The 22,795-nt window shown below is 44.6% G+C and carries 27 protein-coding genes, 2 riboswitches and 1 other annotated feature; of the genes, 8 read left to right on the top strand and 19 right to left on the bottom strand.

The genetic code is table 11. The annotated features are described in order from the left end of the window. Positions 1 to 2 precede the first annotated feature (2 nt). Positions 3 to 1,178: an acyl-CoA dehydrogenase family protein gene (locus Q9R36_RS00135; protein ID WP_311224360.1), complete on the bottom strand. Its 1,176-nt coding sequence runs from the start codon at positions 1,176 to 1,178 to the stop codon at positions 3 to 5. 314 nt (positions 1,179 to 1,492) lie between these two features. Here Q9R36_RS00135 and Q9R36_RS00130 point away from each other — a divergent pair, with 314 nt between their 5' ends. Then, a complete protein-coding gene (locus Q9R36_RS00130) occupies positions 1,493 to 1,708 on the top strand; it encodes a hypothetical protein (RefSeq protein WP_009793727.1) in 216 nt (71 codons plus the stop codon). A gap of 127 nt (positions 1,709 to 1,835) precedes the next feature. Here Q9R36_RS00130 and Q9R36_RS00125 read toward each other — a convergent pair whose 3' ends face one another. Next, entirely contained in the window at positions 1,836 to 2,114 is a 279-nt protein-coding gene (locus Q9R36_RS00125; protein ID WP_232217719.1) for a late competence development ComFB family protein, read from the bottom strand. A 138-nt stretch (positions 2,115 to 2,252) separates the two neighbouring features. Here Q9R36_RS00125 and Q9R36_RS00120 point away from each other — a divergent pair, with 138 nt between their 5' ends. Beyond that, positions 2,253 to 2,588: a YqzG/YhdC family protein gene (locus Q9R36_RS00120; RefSeq protein ID WP_022543881.1), complete on the top strand. Its 336-nt coding sequence runs from the start codon at positions 2,253 to 2,255 to the stop codon at positions 2,586 to 2,588. A 179-nt stretch (positions 2,589 to 2,767) separates the two neighbouring features. Beyond that, on the top strand, positions 2,768 to 3,061 hold the full coding sequence (locus tag Q9R36_RS00115; RefSeq protein ID WP_165352571.1) for an ArsR/SmtB family transcription factor: 294 nt from the start codon (positions 2,768 to 2,770) through the stop codon (positions 3,059 to 3,061). Here Q9R36_RS00115 and Q9R36_RS00110 read toward each other — a convergent pair. Both Q9R36_RS00110 and Q9R36_RS00105 read right to left on the bottom strand, forming a co-directional pair. After that, a complete protein-coding gene (locus Q9R36_RS00110) occupies positions 3,058 to 3,975 on the bottom strand; it encodes a cation diffusion facilitator family transporter (protein ID WP_009793721.1) in 918 nt (305 codons plus the stop codon). The two genes, Q9R36_RS00115 and Q9R36_RS00110, sit on opposite strands and share 4 nt — an antisense overlap. Positions 3,976 to 4,185: 210 nt before the next feature. After that, entirely contained in the window at positions 4,186 to 4,914 is a 729-nt protein-coding gene (locus Q9R36_RS00105) for a polymer-forming cytoskeletal protein (RefSeq protein WP_311224359.1), read from the bottom strand. 134 nt (positions 4,915 to 5,048) lie between these two features. Between Q9R36_RS00105 and Q9R36_RS00100 the strand changes: the two genes are divergently transcribed. Continuing rightward, positions 5,049 to 5,378 (top strand): hypothetical protein, encoded by a 330-nt coding sequence (locus Q9R36_RS00100; RefSeq protein ID WP_009793719.1) that lies wholly within the window; start codon positions 5,049 to 5,051, stop codon positions 5,376 to 5,378. 91 nt (positions 5,379 to 5,469) lie between these two features. On the opposite strand, the gene Q9R36_RS00095 is transcribed toward Q9R36_RS00100, so the two are convergent. Then, positions 5,470 to 6,321, bottom strand: coding sequence for an STAS domain-containing protein (locus Q9R36_RS00095; protein WP_009793718.1), 852 nt, complete (start codon positions 6,319 to 6,321; stop codon positions 5,470 to 5,472). Between the two features lie 215 nt (positions 6,322 to 6,536). Beyond that, positions 6,537 to 6,788: a binding site (T-box leader), on the top strand. 77 nt (positions 6,789 to 6,865) lie between these two features. On the opposite strand from Q9R36_RS00095, the gene metG reads away from it, so the two are divergent. Further along, on the top strand, positions 6,866 to 8,509 hold the full coding sequence (metG, locus tag Q9R36_RS00090; protein WP_009793716.1) for a methionine--tRNA ligase: 1,644 nt from the start codon (positions 6,866 to 6,868) through the stop codon (positions 8,507 to 8,509). A gap of 54 nt (positions 8,510 to 8,563) precedes the next feature. Here metG and Q9R36_RS00085 read toward each other — a convergent pair whose 3' ends face one another. From Q9R36_RS00085 to Q9R36_RS00050, 8 genes are all read right to left on the bottom strand, one after another. Next, entirely contained in the window at positions 8,564 to 9,037 is a 474-nt protein-coding gene (locus Q9R36_RS00085; RefSeq protein WP_009793715.1) for an acyl-CoA thioesterase, read from the bottom strand. 138 nt (positions 9,038 to 9,175) lie between these two features. Next, a riboswitch (cobalamin riboswitch) is annotated at positions 9,176 to 9,365 on the bottom strand. A 52-nt stretch (positions 9,366 to 9,417) separates the two neighbouring features. After that, positions 9,418 to 9,681, bottom strand: coding sequence for a hypothetical protein (locus tag Q9R36_RS00080; protein ID WP_148949432.1), 264 nt, complete (start codon positions 9,679 to 9,681; stop codon positions 9,418 to 9,420). 98 nt (positions 9,682 to 9,779) lie between these two features. After that, positions 9,780 to 10,853 (bottom strand): ABC transporter substrate-binding protein, encoded by a 1,074-nt coding sequence (locus Q9R36_RS00075; protein WP_311224358.1) that lies wholly within the window; start codon positions 10,851 to 10,853, stop codon positions 9,780 to 9,782. Further along, entirely contained in the window at positions 10,850 to 11,653 is an 804-nt protein-coding gene (locus tag Q9R36_RS00070; RefSeq protein ID WP_009793711.1) for an ABC transporter permease, read from the bottom strand. Before Q9R36_RS00070 ends, Q9R36_RS00075 begins: the two co-directional genes overlap by 4 nt. A 1-nt stretch (position 11,654) precedes the next feature. Next, positions 11,655 to 12,458, bottom strand: coding sequence for an ABC transporter permease (locus Q9R36_RS00065; RefSeq protein WP_009793710.1), 804 nt, complete (start codon positions 12,456 to 12,458; stop codon positions 11,655 to 11,657). Beyond that, on the bottom strand, positions 12,448 to 13,554 hold the full coding sequence (locus Q9R36_RS00060) for an ABC transporter ATP-binding protein (RefSeq protein ID WP_009793709.1): 1,107 nt from the start codon (positions 13,552 to 13,554) through the stop codon (positions 12,448 to 12,450). The genes Q9R36_RS00065 and Q9R36_RS00060 overlap by 11 nt, the downstream gene beginning before the upstream one ends. Before the next feature lie 217 nt (positions 13,555 to 13,771). Next, the gene (gene thiT, locus Q9R36_RS00055) at positions 13,772 to 14,374 is read right to left on the bottom strand and encodes an energy-coupled thiamine transporter ThiT (protein ID WP_311224357.1); all 603 of its coding nucleotides are present in this window, start codon (positions 14,372 to 14,374) and stop codon (positions 13,772 to 13,774) included. A 71-nt stretch (positions 14,375 to 14,445) separates the two neighbouring features. Continuing rightward, positions 14,446 to 14,544: riboswitch (TPP riboswitch) on the bottom strand. 77 nt (positions 14,545 to 14,621) lie between these two features. After that, a complete protein-coding gene (locus Q9R36_RS00050; protein ID WP_009793707.1) occupies positions 14,622 to 14,861 on the bottom strand; it encodes a hypothetical protein in 240 nt (79 codons plus the stop codon). A 219-nt stretch (positions 14,862 to 15,080) separates the two neighbouring features. Between Q9R36_RS00050 and Q9R36_RS00045 the strand changes: the two genes are divergently transcribed. Continuing rightward, positions 15,081 to 15,326 (top strand): hypothetical protein, encoded by a 246-nt coding sequence (locus Q9R36_RS00045; protein WP_311224356.1) that lies wholly within the window; start codon positions 15,081 to 15,083, stop codon positions 15,324 to 15,326. Between the two features lie 111 nt (positions 15,327 to 15,437). Beyond that, positions 15,438 to 15,674, top strand: coding sequence for a helix-turn-helix transcriptional regulator (locus Q9R36_RS00040; RefSeq protein ID WP_009793705.1), 237 nt, complete (start codon positions 15,438 to 15,440; stop codon positions 15,672 to 15,674). 156 nt (positions 15,675 to 15,830) lie between these two features. Here Q9R36_RS00040 and dnaN read toward each other — a convergent pair whose 3' ends face one another. The 6 genes from dnaN to Q9R36_RS00010 all read right to left on the bottom strand — a co-directional run bounded on the left by dnaN (position 15,831) and on the right by Q9R36_RS00010 (position 21,367). Next, the gene (dnaN, locus tag Q9R36_RS00035; RefSeq protein WP_224950373.1) at positions 15,831 to 17,009 is read right to left on the bottom strand and encodes a DNA polymerase III subunit beta; all 1,179 of its coding nucleotides are present in this window, start codon (positions 17,007 to 17,009) and stop codon (positions 15,831 to 15,833) included. 42 nt (positions 17,010 to 17,051) lie between these two features. After that, a complete protein-coding gene (locus Q9R36_RS00030; RefSeq protein WP_224950375.1) occupies positions 17,052 to 17,507 on the bottom strand; it encodes an NUDIX hydrolase in 456 nt (151 codons plus the stop codon). Then, positions 17,488 to 18,204 (bottom strand): HAD hydrolase-like protein, encoded by a 717-nt coding sequence (locus Q9R36_RS00025; RefSeq protein ID WP_148949429.1) that lies wholly within the window; start codon positions 18,202 to 18,204, stop codon positions 17,488 to 17,490. Before Q9R36_RS00025 ends, Q9R36_RS00030 begins: the two co-directional genes overlap by 20 nt. Before the next feature lie 98 nt (positions 18,205 to 18,302). After that, positions 18,303 to 18,725, bottom strand: coding sequence for a GtrA family protein (locus Q9R36_RS00020; protein WP_009793701.1), 423 nt, complete (start codon positions 18,723 to 18,725; stop codon positions 18,303 to 18,305). Then, positions 18,679 to 19,716 (bottom strand): glycosyltransferase family 2 protein, encoded by a 1,038-nt coding sequence (locus Q9R36_RS00015; protein WP_022543885.1) that lies wholly within the window; start codon positions 19,714 to 19,716, stop codon positions 18,679 to 18,681. Before Q9R36_RS00015 ends, Q9R36_RS00020 begins: the two co-directional genes overlap by 47 nt. 19 nt (positions 19,717 to 19,735) lie before the next feature. Next, positions 19,736 to 21,367: a DUF6044 family protein gene (locus Q9R36_RS00010; RefSeq protein WP_129612542.1), complete on the bottom strand. Its 1,632-nt coding sequence runs from the start codon at positions 21,365 to 21,367 to the stop codon at positions 19,736 to 19,738. 205 nt (positions 21,368 to 21,572) lie between these two features. Between Q9R36_RS00010 and galU the strand changes: the two genes are divergently transcribed. Then, positions 21,573 to 22,454 carry a UTP--glucose-1-phosphate uridylyltransferase GalU gene (galU, locus tag Q9R36_RS00005; protein ID WP_311224355.1) on the top strand — a complete coding sequence of 294 codons (882 nt, stop codon included), beginning with the start codon at positions 21,573 to 21,575 and terminating at the stop codon, positions 22,452 to 22,454. Positions 22,455 to 22,795 lie beyond the last annotated feature (341 nt).

Below are 22,795 nucleotides of genomic sequence, written 5' to 3'. Positions count from 1 at the left end.
TTTCAGTCAAGCCTTGATAAGGCTTTGCGGGCAAGCAGCGATATGGTCATATCATCCATTGGAGGATTATGAAGGCCTGCCCTGATATCCAGATAATATTGCTGCAGAGGATTCTGTTCAGAAAGGCTTCTTGCGCCAACGACCCGAATTGCAAGGTCAGCAACTGTTAATGCTGCATTTGTAACAGCCAGCTTTACAGCACCGAGAAGAGGCTGCATGGACTCTCTTTCATTTTCTGCGGCCCTGTCCCATCTGTCTGCCGCTGCATAAAGAAACTCTCTTGCCCGCATCAGTTCAAGCTCGATCTCCCCTATTTTCTGCTGGACAGAAGGGATATCGCTGATGGTTCCCTGGATGCTATTGGGAGAATAACTTTTAGCAAAGCCAGCCGCATAATCCTGGGCTGCTTGTGCAATGCCAAGATATACCGCTGGAATATGAAGAAGCCAGCCATTCGCCTTTTTGTCCTGCCCCAATATTTCAGCCAGGAATGTCTTATCAATGGAAACCTCATCAAGCACAAGATCATGGCTGCCGGTGCCTCTCATACTGACACTGTCCCATGTCTCCTCGATCGACAAACCTTCAGCCTCTCTGGGAACAAGGAAATTTCCTGTCTTGTCTTCACTTGGAATGAAGGCGCTGACAATAAAATAATCCAGAGCCGGAGCCATCGTTGTAAAGGTCTTTCTGCCGCTGATCACCCAGCTTCCACCCTTGAGGACTGCTGTAGTCTGGGGCCGTCCGCCCCGTGTCGGGCTGCCTGTCTGCCTTTCCGTTGCGGCACTGTTTATCAGCTTCCCGTCCAGGATTTCACGGCAAAGAAAGGAAAAAAGTTCGTCATCCCACTTCCTTTTCTCTCCCAGATTTTTCGTTATCCCCATATGCCATCCGATTGCAAGTGCAGTAGAACCATCTCCTTCTGCGAGCTTTTCCTGCAGCCTGATCATTTCTAGCAATGAGATACCCTTTCCGCCCCGGTCTGCCGGAACAGTAAGGGATGTGTAGCCGGAAGCTTTCAGGTCTAAAATATTTCTATGTGGGAAGCTCCCTCTATTTTCCTTTGATCGGCTCCGCTCCTTGAAGATGGCGGACAGCTCTTTCATCTGTTCGTATCTGTCTGCTTCACCCGCAGCTTTGATAAAATCGCGCACATTACTCCTCCTTAACTTTTCCATACAAAATCTCGTTACTACTATTATTAATCAGATGGGGTTAGTGTGCAATTATTGTGAATTAAAATTGGGGGCAGGATGTGCTTGGTGCCACTATTGTGATATGAAATAAAAAATAGTGGTCAAAGCCGGTGGAGGTAAAACCACTACCGTGAAGAAAAACGAAAATAGTGGCTTCAGCCGGTAGCGCTGAGACCAATATTTTGAAGAAAAATGAAAATAGTGGCTCCAGCCACAGGAGCTGGGACCACTATCGTGAAGAAAAACGAAAATAGTGGCTCCAGCCACAGGAGCTGGGACCACTATCCTGAAGAAAAATGAAAATAGTGGCTCCAGCCGGAGGAGCTGGGACCACTATCCTGAAAAAAATAAAAATAGTGGCTCCAGCCACAGGAGCTGGGACCACTATCCTGAAAAAAATAAAAATAGTGGCTCCAGCCACAGGAGCTGGGACCACTATCCTGAAGAAAAACGAAAATAGTGGCTCCAGCCACAGGAGCTGGGACCACTATCCTGAAGAAAAATGGAAATAGTGGCTCCAGCCGGAGGAACTGGAACCACTTTCCTGAAGAAAAATGAAAATAGTGACTCCAGTAAGATGTGCAGGAATCAACCACAATTTATTAAAAAAGAAACTCGATACCTCCGCTTCACTGACTGCTAATGCTTCGGATATTTACTCACCACATGAATCGCATTGATGATTCTTTTATTGATCCATTTCCGGTTTTCCTCTGTGTTCAGCTGTTCAAATACCATTTTCCTGCCTTCTTCTGTAGTTACATAATGGTTTGGCAGATTATTGAGGCTGATGGCGATAATATCGGCGCGGCACTTCATACATTGGCAGAAGGTTTGATAATCCGGGCTCAGCATAAGGACTTTTACGAGTGTTGCGACAATTTCTTCCATAACATTAACGTATTCCGGTTGTTTCAATCAATCTCCCGCCTTTTACAAGATGTCTGGTGGAACGGTAATTAAGTAAATAACGAATAAGGGCATAGACTGCACTCTTTTTTTCAATACTAATACACAATGATGACAGGCTAACTAATTATAAAGGAAGTGAGCGGTTTGAAAAAGTCGATACTGATTATATTATTGTTAAGTTTCCCTGCTCTGCTTTCCCCTTCTGCTGCAAATATCCGGCATATCTCAGCTGCACAGCAGACGCCAGCATATGCCAAATGGGGAAAGCTAGCGATGACCAATACAAAAATAAAGTATCCCGGAGCAAGAATCCTTGATTATCTTCATGTAGGCAGAACAACACAGGGATCCAACTGTACAGAAACCTTCAAACTTTGGCTTGCCAGGGACAATCGGGAATTCGGTGTCTTTGTCCGTATAACTTTTGACGAAAAAACAGAAAAAATCCGAGCAATTACCTATCAGGAGACGCCAAGATAGATAGGAGAAAAAATGCTGATAAGCATTAATTTATACCTATATGGCCCGAAAAGCAAGAAGCACGAAGAAAAAATCCGGGAAAAGTTCTCCGGGATTTTTCTTCGTGCATTTTTTCTTTATAATGATATAAAAAGGAGGCTGAATCAATGGCAGAAGAAGAAAAGACACAGCCGCACATTATGAAGGATCTGGATGAAGAAACCTTATTCATTGTATCGCAGACATTTAAAGCATTATCCGATCCGACCAGGCTCAGAATCCTGAACCTGCTTTTTCAAGGGGAGCACTCAGTGAACGAAATTGCTGAAAAACTTACTCTGCTTCAATCGACGGTTTCCCATCAGCTGCGGTTTTTAAAAAATCTCAGGCTGGTTAAATTCAGGCGTGAGGGCACTACCTTATATTATTCCCATGATGACGAACATGTGATGGGGATCCTCCTGCAAACCATCGAGCATGCCAGCCACCATTAATTGCATGTGCCATGCGCACTTGGGCAGCCTTTTTCATATCTTTCCACCTGGATGGTGCTGTGGTCGATTCCGTACTGGTTATGAAGGGCAGTCTGTGCTTCCCTAAGGACTTCATCGTGACGGCCTTCCTCTGTAATTGCGATATGGCAGCTGAGCATCGGCACTCCTGATGTGATCGACCAGATATGGAGATCGTGAATTTCTTTTACAGATGCGATGCCTTCCAGAGAGCTGCGGATGCTGGAGGCGTCAATCTGTTCAGGTGCTCCTTCCATCAATATATGGAAGGAATCCTTTGTAACTCTCCATCCGCTGATAATGATCAGGATGGCAACGATGACGCTTGCAATCGGATCTGCAATGCCCCAATTAAAGAAATAAATCAGCAAAGCTGCGGTGATGGCACCTACAGAGCCCAGCATATCGCCAAGTACATGGAGAAAGGCGCTTCTTACATTCAGGTTCTCATCTTTGTCGCCCTTCATCAGTATCCAGGCCGCAATGATGTTGACAATAAGGCCGAGAACCGAGATAGCAAGCATCCCCATGCTTTGGACTGCCGGCGGGTCCATAATCCTTTGGACGGCCTCATAAAAGATGTAAATGGAAATCGCGATCAGCGTCAGGCCATTCAATGCAGCTGCAATGATTTCAAATCTCTTATAGCCATAAGATTTTGCTGCAGTTGCCTGCTTTTCTCCAAGCTTTATAGCAAAAAAGCTCAGTCCCAGGGCGACAGCGTCGCTGAGCATATGGCCGGCATCTGATAAAAGAGCTAGGCTGTTTGTCAGGATGCCCCCTATAACTTCAACGACCATAAAAGAAGCGATGATGATAAATGAAAGAAAGAGCGCCCGTTTGTTGCTTGAATGTCCGTGAGAATGTCCGTGTCCATGATTATGATGGTGTCCCATTTCATTCCCTCCTTATATGAGTATATGTACATATATTATGCTATAAGTATGAAGGATGTTCAAATATTTTCTGGAGCTATCATTTATTTTCCCTGCTTTTTTCCGCATTTAAACCGTTTTATCTTCTGTTTCAAAAACCAGGACTAAATGAACTCATAAAAAGACGCCCTATTCCAGGCGCCCAGTCAGCTGTATATTCCAGGTAATAGATTATATTTGCCTGCTCTCCAAAGCCGTACCGTTCCCCTCATATTTGAGGGATCCTGTATACTCCACAATATCAGCAATGGCATTTTCACCTATCACAATATGATTTCCCCTTACCATCTTCACATTCGTATTTTCGAGATGTATATCTTCACCTTCTATCAAAGCTGCTTCAAGCCGGGAAGGAAAAAAAGATTGGAGCAGCCCTCTGAGCGGATTGTCTTTCTTTTGCCTGATTAGAATGCTTTTTCCTCTCATCTCTTGCACTTTGCACTCGCCCATGATAAAAGACTCTATGCTCTCTGCCGCCAAATGGCTGCCGATTATAAATTGGCCTTTTGATTTAAATTCCTCTGTTTCCACACCGCCGCCTGCAGTAAGCCTGCCATTAACAATAATTTTTCTGGATGCGAGCCTTCCGCCGATTCTTCCTTTTCCATTTACCTTAATTTCGTCCGCAACAGCCACATCGCCGGAAAAGCCTGCGCTCCCGTCGATAGACAGCGCTGCCCCTGAGAAGCTTCCGGCAATCGACGCATTTCCATTGATTTTAGCTTTTTCAAAAGATAGCAGGTCTCCGTTGAATTGTCCTGAACCATTGCAATCAAATATGCGGCATTCAATATTGCCATTGACAGTGCCTTTTCCGTTGATGCTTACCTTATCAAAGCTCCCGCCGTCCGAAGACCCAACCCCATTTATGGACAGCTTCCCTGCTCCTTGTAAAATCATTATGATCTCCTTTTAGAGTAGATTTTTGTATATCATATCATAATGATGGAATATTCATTATAACATTTTGAATATTTTAATATTTAATGAAACATTTTCAGCTCTTTCATCGTATAGATGACGAGGTGATAGTTATGAGCAGGAATACGATTGTCTTTATAGCTGCTTTAGCAGCTGAAGCTTTGGCCGCATGGGGAGTGGCAGCATATTTTTCTGTAAGGTTTATTGAAGTGCTCTTCTTTATTGGTGCCGCATTTGCTGCAGTCACTTTTATTTTTTCAACAAGCGGCGGTTCGCCCCAGAGGCACATCAACAGCATGGTGGGCGCCCAAACGGGGATCATCCAGAAAGATGAACCCTTCTTCTTCAGAAAAGGCCCGGTCTTTTTTGCATCTCTCGTCCTTGCTGTCATCGGCTTGATCTTCTTCGTCCTTCTTATTGCAGGAATCATTCCGCCAGCCTAGAAGAGTTCAGAGCATCGGGCGCGCCTAACGGCTTGCCTCTTGCTGCATAAAAAAATGCACCTCAGGCTTAAAAGCAGGGTGCATTTTCTAATTATAATTCAGGTTTCATGCTCAGCCCCATTTTCGCCAGGGCATTTTTCAATGTGCTATGTGTGTTGATTTTGCTGAAGTCGATTCCAAGCTGGATAGATGTCATGGCAACTTCCGGGCGGATGCCTGAGATGGTGGTCTTGATGCCTAGCAAGTCCAGCGTCTGGACGATATGATAGATTTGCTGCGCTACCATTGTATCAACGATCGGTACACCGGACAGATCGATAAACAAATAGGAAAGCTTAGCTTCTGTGCACTGAAGGGGCACGCTCTCTAATATTGCTTTGGCTCTTTCTGTATCAATATCGCCTATCAAAGGAAGAACGCCAATGGATCCGATGATCGGGATAATCGGTGCACCAAGCTGATGAATGAGATCCTGCTGTGCTCTCAGCCTGTTTCTGGTAATTTTGTAATACTGTTCAGCAAATTTCTGTGTGAGAATGTCAAAAGCTGAATGAATGACCAGACTCCACTGGAGGATATCCTCCTTGACAATCTCATCGTTCTTTTTCGCAAATTCCTCCACAAATTCCCAGTATGTATCTCTCACCTTGCCTAAAGCTGATATTACCTCATAGATCGGAGTATCGGTATCTGCCCTGCTTTCAGCAACTGTGCTCGCCCATTCCTGGACCAATTTTTCGAATAAAGACCGGTCATCCAAAAGAATGGTCGAAACGGTCTTATTAGTGAAGGCATTTTGCTCACGGAGCATTCTTTCAATCTTTATATCCGCTTCTGCTGAATAAATCGATCCTTTATCTTTTGCCCTGGTGCTCAGCCATTTGTCAGTAATTCTCTGAGAATTATTGCTGAGATATTCAAATAACATTTGGTTTTTCTGCATAATCAGCCTTCCCTTTATCTGGACTATTCTATATGAATATTATCATTATCTGCCTTTTGTATGATAAAGGTTTGCTTTTAAACAGTCAAATATTTGCAATGGGCATCATGCTGATACAGCCAGATTTTTTCCCTTCCCCTGTTAAATTTTGCTGGACATTTATGCTGCCCGTGAATATAATAATCTTTAAATCATTGGCAGATATTAACTCTTATACAAAGGCATTGAAGAGAAAAAGTAAAACAGATCCGTTTTTCCCAGAGAGCTTCGGCAGGTGAAAAGAAGCAAAAGCGGCTGTTTGAACAATGGTCTCCGAGCCCCGTACTGAACGCGATCTTCGCCAGTAGGCTGCGGCAAGTAGTGGTACTTGTTATCAAACCCACAGTATAAGGGCATCTATATGCCCCGTACTTGCAGAGGCCGAAAGGCGAATAAAGGTGGTACCGCGGGCAAGCCCCGTCCTTTTCTATATGTATAGAAAAGGACGGGGCTTTTTTATTTTATCCTAAGATCTGCCAATGGAAAAATGAGGAGGAGATTGAACATGGCAATTTTTATTGGCGGGGCATGGCCCTACGCAAACGGTTCCCTTCATCTTGGGCACATTGCAAGTCTGCTGCCCGGAGATATCCTTGCAAGATATTACAGAATGAAGGGCGAAGAAGTCCTGTATGTTTCCGGGAGCGACTGCAACGGAACACCCATAGCGATCAGGGCAAAACATGAAGGCAAATCAGCGAAAGAAATTGCTGACCGCTATCACAGGGATTTCGCAGCAAGCTTTGAACAGCTGGGTTTTACTTATGATTTATATACAAGGACAGATGCCCCGCATCATCATCAGACTGTACAGGAAGTATTTCTGTCGCTCTTGGAAAATGGCCATCTTGTTCCAAGAACGATAGAACAAACTTATTGCCGGACATGTGTCCAGTTTCTGCCTGACAGGTATGTAGAGGGAGTCTGCCCTTCCTGCGGCAGCCAAGCACGCGGGGATCAATGCGATGCCTGCTCAGCCATCCTTGAGCCGGCCGACCTTCTGGATAAATCCTGTAAAATATGCGGGACACCGCCGGAAATGAAAGAAACTGATCATTATTATTTCAGGCTGAGCCATTTTCAGAAGCAGCTTGAAGAGCTGTCCGAGGAGGCACGCTCCCGCCATTTGTGGAGGGACAACAGCAGCAGCCTGACAAGAAGATATTTAACTGAGGGGCTTCTGGACCGGGCTGCAACTAGGGATTTGGATGTTGGGGTGCCAGTCCCTATTGAAGGAATGGAGAAGAAAAAAATTTATGTATGGATTGAAGCGGTGATTGGCTATCTTTCTGCCAGCAGGGAATGGGCCCGCCAGCACGGCAAGGATGGCAGCAGGTTCTGGGGTAGTGATGTTATATCCTATTATGTGCATGGGAAAGACAATATCCCTTTCCATACCATCATCTGGCCAGCTATTCAAATGGGGATAGGGCTGCCTGGGGAACCAGCGCGGATGGTTTCCGGCGAATATCTTACACTAGAGAAAAAGAAGCTTTCAACAAGCAGGAATTATGCAGTCTGGGTCCCTGACATACTTGAAAGATATGAACCGGATTCAATCCGGTATTTCCTTGCTGTCAATGCTCCTGAGAACAGGGATGCTGACTTTTCCTGGCGGGAATTCGTTTACAGCCATAACAGTGAGCTGCTTGGGGCATATGGCAATCTGGTCAACAGAACTTTTAAGTTTATCGAAAAATATTATGACAGCATGATACCGGATGGAAAATTAAGTGAAGCTGTACAGGAGGATATTAAGCATTTATATGAGAAAACCGGAGAAAAGATCGAAGGCGCAAAGCTAAAAGAAGCGCTTGAGGATATTTTCGCCTTTGTACGCTCGGCCAATAAATATTTTGACAGTGAACAGCCTTGGAAAACGATTAAAAGCGACCCGCAAAAATGTGCAGATGCATTGCAGACCTGTGTGTACATCATCAAAAATCTGGCAAGGCTTCTGAACCCCTTCCTCCCTTTCTCCAGCAGGAAGATAAATAACATGCTGCAGGTGAATGCGCATACGCTGGAATGGAAAGAGGTTCGGGCTGCAGAGAAAAGGCTCGGCACTATCGCCCCCCTTTTCAGCCGCTTAGAAGAAGGAAGGATCCCAGAGGAGCTGGATAGGCTGGAAGCAGCCCGTAGGAAATAGCTGCTGAAGAAGGTGCCTTATTTCATGAATACAGAGGTGGCTGAAAGCCACCTTTTATCGTATAAGCATTCTGTTTTTTCTATGCTCCTTTCGTGCCCCTGCTGAAGCAAACAGCCTGATTTCTTCCTCAGAATGAGGCAGCACCCCGGATACTGGAATGGGCTTGCCGTTTTCATCCACGGCAACCATGGTTAAAAAGGATTCGGTCGTCAGCGTTCGAATCCCTGTTAAAAGATTGGCTGCATGCACTTTCACATAGACTTCCATGGAGGTTCTCCCTGTTGAGGCAACAAAGGCTTCAAGAGTAAGGGCGTCACCGACTGAAGCTGAAGACAGGAAATCCACAGAGTCGATCGAAGCTGTAACTACCATGCTGCCGGAATGCTTCATTGCAGTAATGGCAGCAATTTCATCAATATAGGATAGCACTTTGCCGCCGAAAATTGTCTGAAGATGGTTTGTATCCGGCGGAAGCACCAGCCTGGTCTGAATGGTGCGGGAACGGTCTGCTGGATAAGCTTTTTTCATAGGTTTCACTCCTCGGGCTTATTGTATGAAAAAAATAAAAGGCATCCTTCATAGAGGATGCCTGCACATAAAAAATTTAACAAATAACAAAACTTTGCCATATTAAAAGCGCATCACTCTCCTATCACCCGTAGGACGGTTGTGTACTTCTTTATGGCAGGTCTCCTGGCTCAGCATCACAGACTCCTTCCGCCTTCCCGTCCGCTAAGGAACAGTGGCATCGAGGGAGGAGCCTCCGCATTACAGTGGCGGGACCGCGCCGGAATTCAACCGGCTTCCCTTTTAAGCTTGCAGCATGCTGCAAAGCACCATAAAGCATTTATTCAATTAAAGAAATCATATCATATTCTATCATTATCGGATATAGATTTCGGAGAACATTAAAAATGGGATTCAATCTTTTCAAGATCAAGTATCAGGGAATTGATCTCCTCGGAAGAGATGCGCAGCGGCATCTGGTCATTCAAGGTGATGACCTGGCCTCCCTCTTCGTCCCTATGCCTGTAGAGGTAGTCAAGAAGCTGGATAGCCTGATCCTTGGTCAAAATGGACTGAGTCTTAAAGTGTTTGATCATGCTGATGGAAAAATGTTCTGCCTGATCATCATATTCCCCTGAAATGATGTTTCCGCTGATATAATACATGACTGCCTCCTCCTGTTTTTAAGACTAGGATCCCCTGACAGGACGGAAATCATGCTAGAATGCAAAAAAGCGGCCGGAGACTCCTCCAGCCGCTGCTATTATTTACTATGCATTTTGAATTCCAAAAACAGTTCATTATAATGTGCGAGCATTTTTTTCCCAAGGTTCTCGTACACTTCCAGCTTTTCGGTCATTTCCGGGTCCGGATAGAAGCGCTTGTCACTGACAATTTCCTCCGGCAGGTAATTCAGCGCCTCTTTATTCGGCGTCGAATAGCCTACATATTCGGTATTCTGGGCAGCGACTTCCGGATCAAGCATGAAGTTCATGAACTGGTGGGCGGCATCCACGTTTTTTGCCGTTTTTGGAATGACCATATTATCAAACCACAGGTTCGTCCCTTCCTCAGGGAGAACATACTCAATATTGTCCTTTTTCCACATCAGCTCTGAAGCAGTTCCTGACCAGACAACACCTATGGCTGCTTCATCGTTTTCAAGCAGCATCCGGATTTCATCCCCGACAATGGCTTTGATATTCGGAGTAAGGGTATCAAGCTTTTCCTTCGCTTCCCTCAGATGCTTCTTATTTTGATCATTAAGGGAATAATTGAGGGAATTCAAGCCCATTCCCATAACTTCCCTTGCACCATCAATTAGGAGAATCTGGTTTCGCAGATCTTCATCCCAAAGGTCATTCCAGCTTGTAATTTCTTTGTCCCCAAGCAGATCTGTGTTATAGGCTATGCCGACCGTCCCCCAGAAATAAGGGATAGAGTATTCATTTTTTGGATCGAATGCCAAGTCCATGAACCTCGGGTCGATATATTTCAAGTTTGGAATTTTTGAATGGTCTACCGGTAAAAGCAAATCTTCTTCTTTCATTTTTTCAATTGCATATTCAGACGGAACCGCTATATCGTAGGCTGTCCCGCCCTGTTCAATCTTGGTCATCATGGCTTCATTGCTGTCAAAGGTTTCATAAATCACCTTGATGCCTGTTTCTTTTTCAAAGCGGTCCACGAGTTCTGCATCGATATAGTCTCCCCAGTTAAAGACCGTCAGCGTATTTCCGCTGGAATAGCCTTGTGAGGAATTAAGCCGGGAGACTGCATACAGCAGAAGTGCAGAAATGACAGCAATGACCAGCAGGGCTTTACAGAGCTGTTTCATTTTTTGACCCCCATTCCAGTCGGCTTCGCATTTTTCTGGGTGATGAAATAATAGCCGATCACCAGTATAAGTGTGAACAGGAACAGCAGCGTGGAAAGTGCATTGATGTTCAGCGAAACCCCGCGCCGGGCCAGAGAGTAGATTTCAACCGATAAAGTGGTGAAGCCATTCCCTGTTACAAAGAAAGTAACTGCAAAATCATCAAGTGAATAGGTTAGGGCCATAAAAAAGCCCGCAAAAATGCCTGGTGTGATATATGGCAGAACGACCTTGGACAGAACATCAAAGCGGCTTGCCCCTAGATCCCTCGCAGCGTCCACAAGTGTAGGGCTCATTTCCTGGATTTTAGGCAGCACCATTATAACTACAATCGGAACGCAGAAAGCAATGTGAGAGAGCAGGACCGATGTAAATCCGAGCTTGATTCCGATCATCGTAAACAAAATCAGGAAGGAAGCACCGATGATAACATCGGGGCTGACGATCAGAATATTGTTCAAAGATAAGAGTGTGCTCTTGACCTGCCGCTTTCTTACATAAAAAATGGCAAGTGCACCGGCCACTCCGATGATCGTTGATATGGCAGCCGACAACAGGGCAATGATGATGGTGTTCAGCACTATTATCAATAGCCTTGCATCAGCAAAAAGCTCTTTATACCAGTCCAGCGTGAACCCTTCGAAATGTGACATTGTCCCGCCGCTGTTAAAAGAATAAAACATTAGATAAAATATTGGCGCATAAAGAACAAAAAATACAAGGATCAGATAAAGTGATGACCATTTAGATAATTTCCCCATGCTATGCCCCCCTCCTGCGATTTCCGGTCAGCAGCATGATGATCACCATCGTAAGGATCAGGAATACGGCAATGGTGGAGCCCATCCCCCAATCCTGAGTGACAAGGAAATGCTGTTCTATGGCCGTGCCCAGGGTGATGACCCTGTTCCCTGCAATCAGGCGGGTAAGCATGAAGAGGGAAAGTGCAGGGATGAATACAACCTGGCAGCCGGATTTGACGCCATCCAGCGTCAGCGGGAAAATAACCCGTGTAAAAGTAGTCCAGGGTGATGCCCCCAAATCATTGGATGCATCGATGAGCGATGAATTCAATTCGTTGAGCGAATTGAAAATCGGCAAAATCATAAAAGGCAGGAAGATGTATACCGATACAAAAACAAAACTGAAATCGGTAAACAGAATCTGCCTTGAACCTATTCCGATCACCTCAAGGAAGCTGTTGGCTGCCCCGTAAGTTCCAAAAATGCCGAGAAAAGCATAAGCCTTGAGCAGCAGATTGATCCAGGAAGGAATGATGATCATCAGAAGCCAGAGCTGCTTATGCCTGGTCTTCGTAAGAAGGTAGGCAGTCGGATAGGCAATCAGTAAAGAAAAGGCAGTGATCAGGAACGCATACCAGAAAGAGCTCAAAGTCATTTTCAGGTAAACGGGCGTGAAAAATTTCTGGTAGTTCCCGAATGTGAACTGCCCTTCTATATCAAAAAATGAATAATACAGCACCAAAAACAAAGGGGTCACGACAAATAAAACGATCCACAGCAAATATGGGATCAGATACAGGTTGCGTGTCTGATTAGTTCTCATGGCTTTCCTCTTGATAAGCCTCCAGCCTGCGGTCAAATTCTTCCTCAGATTCTCCCGGCCTCATGACATGGATGGCTTCCGGATCAAAATGAAGGCCTATTTCATCCCCTACTTTTGCCTTTCGTGTAGAATGGACAAGCCATTCATTCCCATCTTTATCAAAGCAGGAAATTTCATAATGAACTCCCCTGAATAGCTGTGAATCTACACGTACCTGAAGTTTGCCCTGCTCGCTCGGAGTAATTTCCATATCCTCCGGCCTGATGACCACTTCAACCCTTTCATTCAAATCGAAGCCGGCGTCTACACATTCAAATTTCCTGCCTGCAAATTCAACCTGATAATCGGTTAGCATGGTCCCTTCGACGATGTTGGACTCACCGATGAAGTCGGCCACAAACCGGTTGACAGGCTCATCATAAATATCAGTTGGCGTTCCGCTCTGCTCAATCCGGCCTTTGTTCAGCACAAAGATTTCATCAGAAAGAGCAAGCGCCTCTTCCTGGTCATGGGTGACAAATATAAACGTAATGCCAAGCCTTCTCTGAAGCTCCCGCAGCTCGTACTGCATTTCTGTACGCAGCTTCAGGTCCAGTGCAGAAAGGGGCTCATCCAGCAGGATGACTTCCGGTTTATTGACAATCGCCCTCGCAATCGCGACACGCTGCCTCTGCCCTCCTGACATCTCTTTGATTTCCCTCTGTTCATATCCTTCCAGGTTGACAAACTTGAGCGCCTCTTTCACCTGCTCATTGATTTCCTGGTTTTTCATTTTTTTGATGCGCAATCCGAATGCCACGTTTTCAAATACATTCAAATGCGGGAAAAGTGCATAGTCCTGGAACACGGTATTGACCTGCCTCCTGTTGGCAGGCACTTTATTGATTTTTTGTCCATTGAAGAAAATGGATCCTTCTGTCGGTTCGATGAAACCCGCAATCAGGCGCAGGATGGTCGTTTTTCCGCAGCCTGAAGGACCAAGGAGCGTGTAGAACTTTCCCCTTTCTATATCAAAGCTGACGGCGTCCAGAACCGGACTGTCATTGTCATATTGTTTTGTAACATCTTCAAAGCGGATAATAAACTTATCTGTCATTTCAATCTCCTTTACTATATTAATAGTCGATGTACCTCTAGAAGTTAAGCCTTGTAGGCCAGTTTATCACTTTAGTATAATAGCGTAACTTATTATATACCAAAATTTGTCGAATGAAAGCATTTTTCAGCAATTCTCTTCAATTTCCCTTTTTTAAAAACAAAAGCAGTCGCTTCTGGCCGATTCGCCAGAAGGGACTGCTTTGTGCACATGGTTATCAGTTCGCCAATTTATGCTCTTCCGCAGCGGAATATACCTGTTTCCTCTGTACCAGGCGCGGCGTTGCAGAAAGGAGGAGCCACAATACGGCTGTACATAAGACAGCTGACCCGAGCATCGTTATCCCATTAATCATGAGAGAATATACAAAAGGAGACATCCCTTCAGGTGCATAGCTTCCAAAGAAAATCATACCTGCAAGAAAGTGCCAGAAATATCTGCCCGCACTGCCAAGGAAAATGGCTGCAGCTGCCCATCCCAGAGCCTTACCCTTCTTGCCTTCAGCAAGGCTTTTTTGGAGGGCAAGAGCTAAGAAGCCGGCACAGCCAATAAAGGCGAAAGCAACGAAGTATTCAATGAAAGTCTGCAGGGGCGTCACTATCCAGGCGTCGCCCATGACAATCTGGAGAATCCCCCATAAGAATCCGGAAATGAAGCCCGCTTTCCAGCCCCATCGCAATGAAAGTATGAAGATGGGCACCATTGCAATGGAAATGGATATTGCAGGCGTTAGTTTAATAGAAGGAAGCAGATCAAGAATAACAGCGAATGCTGCAAAAAAAGATGCTTCAATCAAGGCAACCAGCCCTAATTTTTTCATAAAAAATTCTCCCCTTTTGTCCGAATTAACGCAAACCTCAAGGAAGAACTGATCAGGAAGCGGGCATACCTTCACCCATCCATCCACATCCCTGCGCTAGAATTATCTAACAGGTTCAAAGGGTCAGAACAAAAGTTCACTCTCAGCATTAAGCTCCCCTTGTGGTTACGTTATGTAATTAATACTATAATGCATTATATCTCATTCCATCAGGCAGGAAAAGAGCATATTCTGAAAAATCGTTTTGTCATGCCGGTCCTCCTTTCTCTTTTTCGAGCTTTTCATAAAGTTCAAGACTTTTGCTGCTGAGATACTCCAGCAGCTTAGGGTGCTGTCTGAAATAGTCGACAAATTCCCTTTGTTCTCTCTCCTGGAACTTAAGCACCTGTTCATAATGCTTGCTGCAATAATAAATCGTCCGGTCCCTGTTCCACTCCTTGAGGGGGATCAGGTCCCCCGCTGCCTGGCAATAAAGGCATTTTTTCATATGATCCTTCCTCTAAGTACAGATTAAGCTCCAGGCAGGAAAAGTTGTTTCCCGTCCATACTTTAGTATATTACAGAACGTATGTTCTATTCAATTCATCAGTTTTACTGGTTTTTATATGATCTAATCGGGTATTCAATTAATATATGAAGTATTCTTGTAATTGTTTAAATTTTCAAATAATCAGATTTTACATGCATACAGGAAGGAGGCTTTAAGATGAAGAATATCCTTGATATTAAAGGCGGGCTGAATCCATATTGGTTCAATAAAGTTATTTTCAAGGTTTATATCGCTGACGCAGTGGATGAGAAAACAGTGGAATTGGAAGGTCAGAAGCTTGTTGTGGTCAATGAAACTGAAAAATTGAAGCCCGGCGAGAAGCTCAAAGTCGAGTTTCTGAACATGTGGTTTGTCTATAGCCGGATACCACGCGCAGATCAGCCAGCCAAGCAGCCGCTTTAACTCAAAAGCCGCTTTTTTCTTCTCCTTCCTTCTTTTATTTTTATATTTCACTAGTGATGTTCTTCACTTTCTTTTATAATATGAAAATAAAAGAAAAAAGGAGATTTAACCTTGGATAAAGAAATCATTAAGTTTATCAGAAAGAATTATAATCTTTCACAGCGTGAATTCGCCAAAATGATTAATTGCAGCTTTTCACTGGTTGCTTTGATTGAAATCGGGAAACGCAATGTTTCAGACAATATAGAAAAAAAGATTAAAAATGCGTTCGGACTTGAAGCGCAGGATATTGAATCCATTACCAGCATCATTAAGGAAATCGGCCGCGGTATGCCTCCTTTCAGCTAAAAAGCCTGGATGGGAGGAAATACCTTTGCTTAGCCCTCCCCGCTTTGGCCGTTTTCCAGCTGGATTACTTGATACAGCGCAACAGATTTCCCTCTTTTAATAATATTCTACTAGTATTCAGATCCCCTTCAGATTTGATTTTCTCACCTTTCAGTTTTAATCTTGATTCTGAACCTGTCCCTTGCCAAGGAACATCCCTGATGCAGTCCTGACAGGAGAAATAAGGTGAAAATAGTTTGCCTCCCCAGGGGAAGAGATTAGGATTGGCTTCATTGTCCCATAAAGCCTTATTTTAATATATTCTGACTCTGTTCCTATCAGCGCATCCGCCAGATAACTCCCATTTATTACTGCTGAAGCTTCTGTTTCTCCTCTGATGCTCTGCAATTCCTGCACCTCCTCGATCATGCCCATTTCAGACACTGGGGAAGATATAGTGATGGAGTTTTCATCCTTGGCTTGGATGGAAACAAGAGAGCTTCTTTTTTCTCCAGCAAATATCATTGTCCGCTTGACACCTTGAAGAAGGTGCTTCCTATTGATGACTAACTCTGTTTTGCACCCTTCCGGCTTCAGTTTCTCAGAAGAGGGAAATCTGCCGGTCAAAAGCGAAGAGCAGAAACGGAATGTTGATGTGGCGAATACGGCCTGTGAATCAGATATATAAATGGCTGCTTCTCCACTTGGTGACTTGCCTATCAATTTGAGCAATTCTGCTGCATTTCTTGCCGGGAGAGTAAATGACTGGCTGAACCCAGCAGAGCCGTCAGCTTTCCACATGGCAAGCCGGCTTGAATCTGTCGCCGTGAATGTCAGCCCGTTTTCATCAAATGCCAGATTGATGCCTTCCAGGATTGGCCTTGAGCTTGTTTTGGCCGCAGATGCAGCTGTATTCCTCAATCCTGCTGCAAGATCAGATGCTTCCAATGGATATATATAAGGAAACTCTACATGTGCTCTATCAGGAAACTGGTCTAGCGGGAAACCCGCAATCGCTGCGGAAATCTGCTTGTCCATTGAATTAATCAGGATTTTATGTGAAGTGGAAGCTTTGATGCTTAAACGGCCAGGTATTTTCCTGATGACTTCAGAAAGCATTCTTCCATCAGCTGCCAGCTTTCCATATTCCAATATATCCAGGCCAGAATCCCTGCAGTTTATCAATGGGTGTTCAAAGATCACAGAGCGGTCCCCGTTTCCGGAAGAGACAGAAAGGCCTCCGCTGTGTGCTTCTATCATAACGAGTTTGCCAGCGGCACTATGGCTTCCCCCTGCGATTCTTGCCGCCTCACTGATGCTTTCAAAAATACTCTCACCATTTACTTTAAATTCCATCAGGTCCACCTCCTTTGATATGAGAATAGCTCTCTTTCACTGCTAAATCCGCCTGCCTCTTTTAGACATTTCTTTTTTCCGCAATAAATCTTCTGCAGCCGTAAGGCTCCGCGTCAGCCATTCAGGTGCATCCGGCTGTTCAAGGATTTCTCTGATGCTCATCCACATCACTTCCTCGTTTTCATCAGGACAAACTGGACTGGCTTCACCGCTTTTGTATTCACACAGAAAAACAATGTCAATCACATGATATCCGTCATCCGTAATGAAAGAACTGCTGCATACATACTCCATTCCATCTTTAATCAGTACACCTGTTTCCTCCAGGATTTCTCTTTTTACTGTTCTTTCCAAAACATCTGTGGAATGACCTTCCTTCTCCGCCTTGCCTCCGATCAGAGCCAGCATTCCCCCGGCATGGCTTTCCTGGCTGCTTCTTTTTCCGATCAGCCATTTACCTCCTCTGTGGACTGCTCCTTCAACATTTACTATGAACATCACTTTCACACCTCTGCTTTATGTTAAATTTTCTTTCAACACCGAAGCTGCTATATAGTTCTTCAACCGTCCGAATCAAATAAGTCGGCGATGCATCAGCAGATTGAAAGAATTCATCCTCGGTACCATATCCGTAAAGGACAGCAGCTGAATCAATGCCTGAGTGATTTGCGCCGATCACATCATATTTCCGGTCACCAATCATTAAAATATTTTTCTTTTCATATTCCCTGAAATGCAGAAGCACGGATGATATGATATCCTTTTTATCCGAATAGCTGCCATCAAGCGAAGCACCTTCTATGTAATCAAAAATATGTGAGATTTGAAAATGAGATAAAATTCTTTCAGCAAACGCTATAGGCTTTGAGGTGGCGACGCACAGTTTGCAGTCTTTTTCTTTTAATGATAAAAGCAATTCTGATATTCCGGGATATAATTCGTTTTCATATAATCCTTTTTCTGTGTATCTCTCCCTGTAAAACTGCACCGCTTCGTCTGCTTCCTCTCTGCTGAAAAGGCAATGTTCCTGAAAGGAATGGTGAAGAGGCGGGCCGATGAAAAGTTTGAGAATCTCCACGGGCGGAACAGGCCGCCCCATCTTTTCTAAAGCATACCTGATCGAGCGTGCTATTCCCGGATATGGATCTGAAAGGGTCCCATCAAGGTCAAAAATAATAAGCGAATATGGTTTCATGTAGTCCTCCTTTCCCTCACTTAATATTACCATAATTATCAAAACATTCAGGGAGTTATATAAGGGAAAAAAATAGACAGCTTATTAATGGAAGCTGCCTACCTTTTAAATACAATATATTTCTGTCCCAAATAATTCAACACTGTATATAATACAGTTCCCAACAGGACTGCCGCCGTTTCTGGATAGAATGCCAGATGATTGTCCAAAATCAATACCAGCTTCTTTGATAGGCTGTAGGAAATAAAATAGCAGCTTGCCGCAAGGCTCGCAAAGAGAAGACCGCTTTTTATAAAAGGCTGTGAGCTTTTAAATGTATAAGCTTTATTAAGAAAATAGCTTGTCACAGCACCAGCAGCATTTCCGAGGAGCGTGGAGAACCAGTACCCTGTCCCTGCCAACAGTAGAATATAAATGCTGCCTAGCCCGATCAGTGTATTGATTAGGCCGACAAGGAGGAACCGGACAAGTGTATCAGTTGGTTTCAGGAAGCTGGCGATACTTGATGCTGAATCCTTCATCCTGCTCCATCTCCCTGTTTTTCAGCTGAAGTGACGCAGGCAGTGTGTAGGTATCAATTTCGACTATGAATTTTGGCCGCCTTTTAGTTTCTTTGTAGATCTTCCCTATATATTCCCCGATCATTCCTATTGCGGTAAGCTGCACTCCGCCTATGAGCCAGATGGATGAAATGAGAGATGTCCAGCCGGCTTCAGTGCTGCCGGTAAACTTTAGAAAAAGAAAATAAGTCCCAAAAAGGATGCTGATTACAGAAGATACAAGACCTGCCATTAAAACGAGCCGGATCGGTGTCACCGAAAAGGAAGTCAATCCATCAAGGGCAAAGGATAGCATTTTTTTCAGCGGATACTTCGTCTCCCCGGCCATCCGCTCTTTCCGCTCATACATGACCTGGTCTGAGCGGAAGCCGATCAGGGGTATAATGCCTCTCAGGAACATATTTGCCTCCCCAAAATGTGCCAGCTCCTCGGCAGCGCGCCTGCTTAAGAGGCGGAAATCAGCATGATTATAGACCAGGCTGGCGCCAAGCTTTGCCATCAGTTTATAAAAACCCTGGGCAGTCGCCCGTTTGAAAAAAGTATCCTTTTCCCTTTTACTCCTAACTCCGTAGACTATATCACAGCCTTCATGATATTTAACCAGAAATTCCCTGATGGCACAGGGATCATCCTGAAGGTCTGCATCGATCGTGACAATGCAGTCCGAAGATTTCATGCTGGTGAAAATTCCTGCTAAAAGGGCATTTTGGTGCCCTGAGTTCCTGGACAGCTTAAGCCCTGTCACCCGTTCAGATTTCAGGCTTTCTTTATGGATGAGATTCCATGTCCTATCCCTGCTCCCGTCATCAACAAACAGAAGCTTGCTCGAGCTGGAAATCAGTCCTTCAGTTTCAAGGTCCTCCAGAAGCCTGCCAAGTTCCGCCATCGTATATGCCAGCATCTCTTCTTCGTTATAGCAGGGTACAACGATAGTTAATATAGTTTCAGTCATTCTGCTTCCTCCTAGATGTCTATATTGCCTTATACAAATAAATCTTCCAGGCAGCATCCCCGGATGTGAATTCTCTCTCCAGCTCCAGACCGTTTTCCATGCTGTTCATAATCGGCACGGCAGAAAAAAAATATTCACCTCCCATTTCTTTGAAAACAGCAGTATCCAATTTGAGATTTTTGAGCTTTTTATCAGAAGTTTTTTTGAACATATAATGCTTCCCCAGTTCTGCTGTAAAGATATAGCATCTCCCTCCCCATTCATCAAAATAGCGGCGAATGGTCTTATTTTTTGCCAATTCCTCCGCAATTATTTTCCTGAACTGGTGCTTATAGGTGAGCGGGTAGAAATTATTATACGTGTCCAGCGTATAAAAGCCGTTATACTGGGCAATTGCCGGATGGATGCCTATGCTTGCAACCCGGTAATCCTCCTTTGGCCTGTCTATGTAATTTCCTATTTCTTCGAATAAACTTTCTGCGTAGAATTCTTTCACCGAGGGCTTTCTGCTGTAAATAATTTCGTCATTGAAAGCTCCAAGCAAAAGAATCTGAGCGATAATGACGGCAAGGATGCTTTTTCTGCTTTTCGACGATGTCCAGACGATCCTTAAAGCGAGCGCAAATCCTATATATATGACAAGCGGCCGCAAAAAGTGAAACCTGGCAAAATTGAAGGTGTCCATAAAATGAAACCGCTCTGTCAATGGAAGCCATCCTTTATAAAACCAGAAAGCGTACCAGAAGGACAGAAGAAAATTAAAGGCAAACAAACATACGTAAATTCGCTCCTGCCTCCAGCTTTTATTCTTCCAGACAAGGAATAAAGCATAAAGGGTGACAGGCAGGATAATGAGCCCGTGAACTGTCATGACATGGGTATGGCCCAGAACAAAGTTTTTAAAGGCAAGCCTTACGCAATGGGCGAACGTAAGCCGTGCATGAAAATATTCATCACGGCTGTTGTCTTCTTCCAGAAAAAGAAATGAGTGGACAAGGCGGTATTCAACCAGCAGATATAAAAATGTCATGCCTGCAATAGCCGCAAGAAATCGCAGATTTGTGCCTTTTCCCCTGAAAAGGTCAACCAGCCATAATCCTCCCATTGCTGCAAGGAAGAAGAAAAATCCGAGAACAAAGCTGGAGTAAAAAGGAAGCAGGGTGAGGGCCAGATAGCTTTTCCAGTCTGACTTCCCCTTCCGTATATTCAAAAATGCCCATAAGGCAAGGGGCATACCGAGAGTGCTCAGCATTCCGGATGGCCAAAATGGAGTCAGCGCGAATGCAAGTGCTGCCCCCACCCTGATGGCTGACCATTCAGGTGATCTGATAAAATGAGTTTTCAGCAAAAGATACATGCCCATGAATGCAGCACATCTTGTAAGGAGCTGATTAAGGGCATAGGCTGTCATGGTCGGAAAAATAGAAAACAGCCAAACGATGCCGCTGAGTTCAGTGCCAAAGGCATTGCGCGGCAGGCCGTTGATGACCTGCGGGATGACAGCCTCTGCCGTTCCATAAGTCTGCCCGCTTTCTCTGAGGACTTTATACCATGCCAGGTTAGAATCCAGGTTGTCATGGACTCGTATATGCGCATCTTCCCCGAGAATGAATAAGGGACTTACATACAAGGCAATGGCAGCAAGCGCCATGATGATATTTTTTCGGTCTTTCAGGAATAGATTTCCGGTCAATTCATACACCCCGCCAACTCTTGCATTGGTATTAAATTGTGCGGGCATCAGGAGAACTATTCCTTTTTTTCCTGATTAAAAGGTGCATATCCCGTTTGTCCCTGTTCATATGTTCAGTTGAGTGCACTTAATTCAGCTAAAATTCTGCTGGGAGGTATCAAGCATGATCAGAAAAGCGGTCATTCCGGCGGCCGGTCTTGGCACCCGTTTTCTGCCCGCCACCAAAGCCCAGCCAAAGGAAATGCTGCCGGTTGCCGACAAGCCTGCCATCCAATACATCGTGGAGGAAGCCATTCTTTCCGGCATTGAGGATATTATCATCATTACGGGAAGAAACAAACGTGCAATTGAAGACCATTTCGATAAGTCTATCGAACTTGAACTGATACTGAAGAAAACCGGCAAAACCGAACTCTTAGAAAAAGTGGAAGCAGCTTCGAATCTTGCTTCAATCCATTATGTAAGGCAAAAGGAACCATTGGGACTCGGGCACGCAGTTCTTTGTGCAAAACAATTCATCGGGAATGAGCCTTTTGCTGTCCTCCTCGGTGATGACCTGGTTGATTCCGGTACCCCTGCTCTCTTGCAGATGATCAGCCAATTCAAAGAAACTGGAACGTGCATGATCGGTGCAAAGGAAGTTCCCTGGGAGGACGTTTCCAAATACGGGATCATCGACTATTCCTTCAAAGCAGGCAATCTTTGTAAAATCGAGCAGCTGGTCGAAAAGCCTTCGAAGGACTCTGCTCCGACCAATCAGGCTATCATCGGGCGCTATGTTCTTACACCAGAGATATTTACTGTACTGGAGTCCCTTCAGCCTGACTTTTCTGGAGAAATCCAGCTGACTGAAGCTCTTTCGCAGCTTCTGAAAAAAGGTCCCATGTATTCATATCTGATAGAAGGCAATCGCTATGATACCGGGGATAAATTCGGCTTTCTTCAGGCTTCAATCGAGTTTGCGCTTAAGAACGAAGAGATTAAAGAAAAGCTGGAGCGATATTTGTATAGTTTGCGGGAGAGAGAGAAGAGACCGGAGAGCTGAAAAATACACTCTTTGGTGGAGTGTCTCAGCATCTAAAAAAAATTGAAGCCAAACTGAGCGGCAAAATTAAAACTGGGAATTTAAGGGGAAAACTCGTTCTGGGAAAAAGTGAAGAGGACTTTCTAAAAACGGTAAGGCTTGAAAAAAGTTAATGACACATCAACGTGCAGCCGAGTCATGTATCCCCACAATGGATACATGATTTCTTTTATTCTTCCTAGTCATGTATCGCAGGAGCCTGATGGGATACATTAATTTCCTTTTTATCCCAACTCATGTCTTCCAGGAGCCTGATGGGATACATGATTTCTTTTTTTCTCCCTACTCATGTATTCCGGGAA

It is taken from the genome of Bacillus sp. AG4(2022) (genome assembly GCF_031844465.1).
Lineage (GTDB): Bacteria > Bacillota > Bacilli > Bacillales > Cytobacillaceae > Bacillus_AB > Bacillus_AB infantis.
The sequence above is the reverse complement of the archived record's forward strand: the minus strand, read 5'-3'. Positions and strand labels throughout refer to the sequence as shown.

Bases quoted from the DNA above. Each gene is read 5' to 3' on its own strand.
- Q9R36_RS00115 (WP_165352571.1), top strand. From the start codon at position 2,768: ATGAAGGATCTGGATGAAGAAACCTTATTCATTGTATCGCAGACATTT.
- thiT (WP_311224357.1), bottom strand. From the start codon at position 14,374: ATGAAAAAATTAGGGCTGGTTGCCTTGATTGAAGCATCTTTTTTTGCA.
- Q9R36_RS00080 (WP_148949432.1), bottom strand. From the start codon at position 9,681: ATGTATTATATCAGCGGAAACATCATTTCAGGGGAATATGATGATCAG.
- Q9R36_RS00100 (WP_009793719.1), top strand. From the start codon at position 5,049: ATGAGCAGGAATACGATTGTCTTTATAGCTGCTTTAGCAGCTGAAGCT.
- Q9R36_RS00050 (WP_009793707.1), bottom strand. From the start codon at position 14,861: ATGAAAAAATGCCTTTATTGCCAGGCAGCGGGGGACCTGATCCCCCTC.
- galU (WP_311224355.1), top strand. From the start codon at position 21,573: ATGATCAGAAAAGCGGTCATTCCGGCGGCCGGTCTTGGCACCCGTTTT.
- Q9R36_RS00105 (WP_311224359.1), bottom strand. From the start codon at position 4,914: ATGATTTTACAAGGAGCAGGGAAGCTGTCCATAAATGGGGTTGGGTCT.
- Q9R36_RS00020 (WP_009793701.1), bottom strand. From the start codon at position 18,725: ATGAAGGATTCAGCATCAAGTATCGCCAGCTTCCTGAAACCAACTGAT.
- Q9R36_RS00010 (WP_129612542.1), bottom strand. From the start codon at position 21,367: ATGGCGCTTGCTGCCATTGCCTTGTATGTAAGTCCCTTATTCATTCTC.
- metG (WP_009793716.1), top strand. From the start codon at position 6,866: ATGGCAATTTTTATTGGCGGGGCATGGCCCTACGCAAACGGTTCCCTT.
- Q9R36_RS00045 (WP_311224356.1), top strand. From the start codon at position 15,081: ATGAAGAATATCCTTGATATTAAAGGCGGGCTGAATCCATATTGGTTC.
- Q9R36_RS00085 (WP_009793715.1), bottom strand. From the start codon at position 9,037: ATGAAAAAAGCTTATCCAGCAGACCGTTCCCGCACCATTCAGACCAGG.
- Q9R36_RS00130 (WP_009793727.1), top strand. From the start codon at position 1,493: ATGAAAATAGTGGCTCCAGCCGGAGGAGCTGGGACCACTATCCTGAAA.
- Q9R36_RS00025 (WP_148949429.1), bottom strand. From the start codon at position 18,204: ATGAAACCATATTCGCTTATTATTTTTGACCTTGATGGGACCCTTTCA.
- Q9R36_RS00110 (WP_009793721.1), bottom strand. From the start codon at position 3,975: ATGGGACACCATCATAATCATGGACACGGACATTCTCACGGACATTCA.
- Q9R36_RS00075 (WP_311224358.1), bottom strand. From the start codon at position 10,853: ATGAAACAGCTCTGTAAAGCCCTGCTGGTCATTGCTGTCATTTCTGCA.
- Q9R36_RS00070 (WP_009793711.1), bottom strand. From the start codon at position 11,653: ATGGGGAAATTATCTAAATGGTCATCACTTTATCTGATCCTTGTATTT.
- Q9R36_RS00015 (WP_022543885.1), bottom strand. From the start codon at position 19,716: ATGACTGAAACTATATTAACTATCGTTGTACCCTGCTATAACGAAGAA.
- Q9R36_RS00060 (WP_009793709.1), bottom strand. From the start codon at position 13,554: ATGACAGATAAGTTTATTATCCGCTTTGAAGATGTTACAAAACAATAT.
- Q9R36_RS00135 (WP_311224360.1), bottom strand. From the start codon at position 1,178: ATGGAAAAGTTAAGGAGGAGTAATGTGCGCGATTTTATCAAAGCTGCG.
- dnaN (WP_224950373.1), bottom strand. From the start codon at position 17,009: ATGGAATTTAAAGTAAATGGTGAGAGTATTTTTGAAAGCATCAGTGAG.
- Q9R36_RS00095 (WP_009793718.1), bottom strand. From the start codon at position 6,321: ATGCAGAAAAACCAAATGTTATTTGAATATCTCAGCAATAATTCTCAG.
- Q9R36_RS00065 (WP_009793710.1), bottom strand. From the start codon at position 12,458: ATGAGAACTAATCAGACACGCAACCTGTATCTGATCCCATATTTGCTG.
- Q9R36_RS00030 (WP_224950375.1), bottom strand. From the start codon at position 17,507: ATGTTCATAGTAAATGTTGAAGGAGCAGTCCACAGAGGAGGTAAATGG.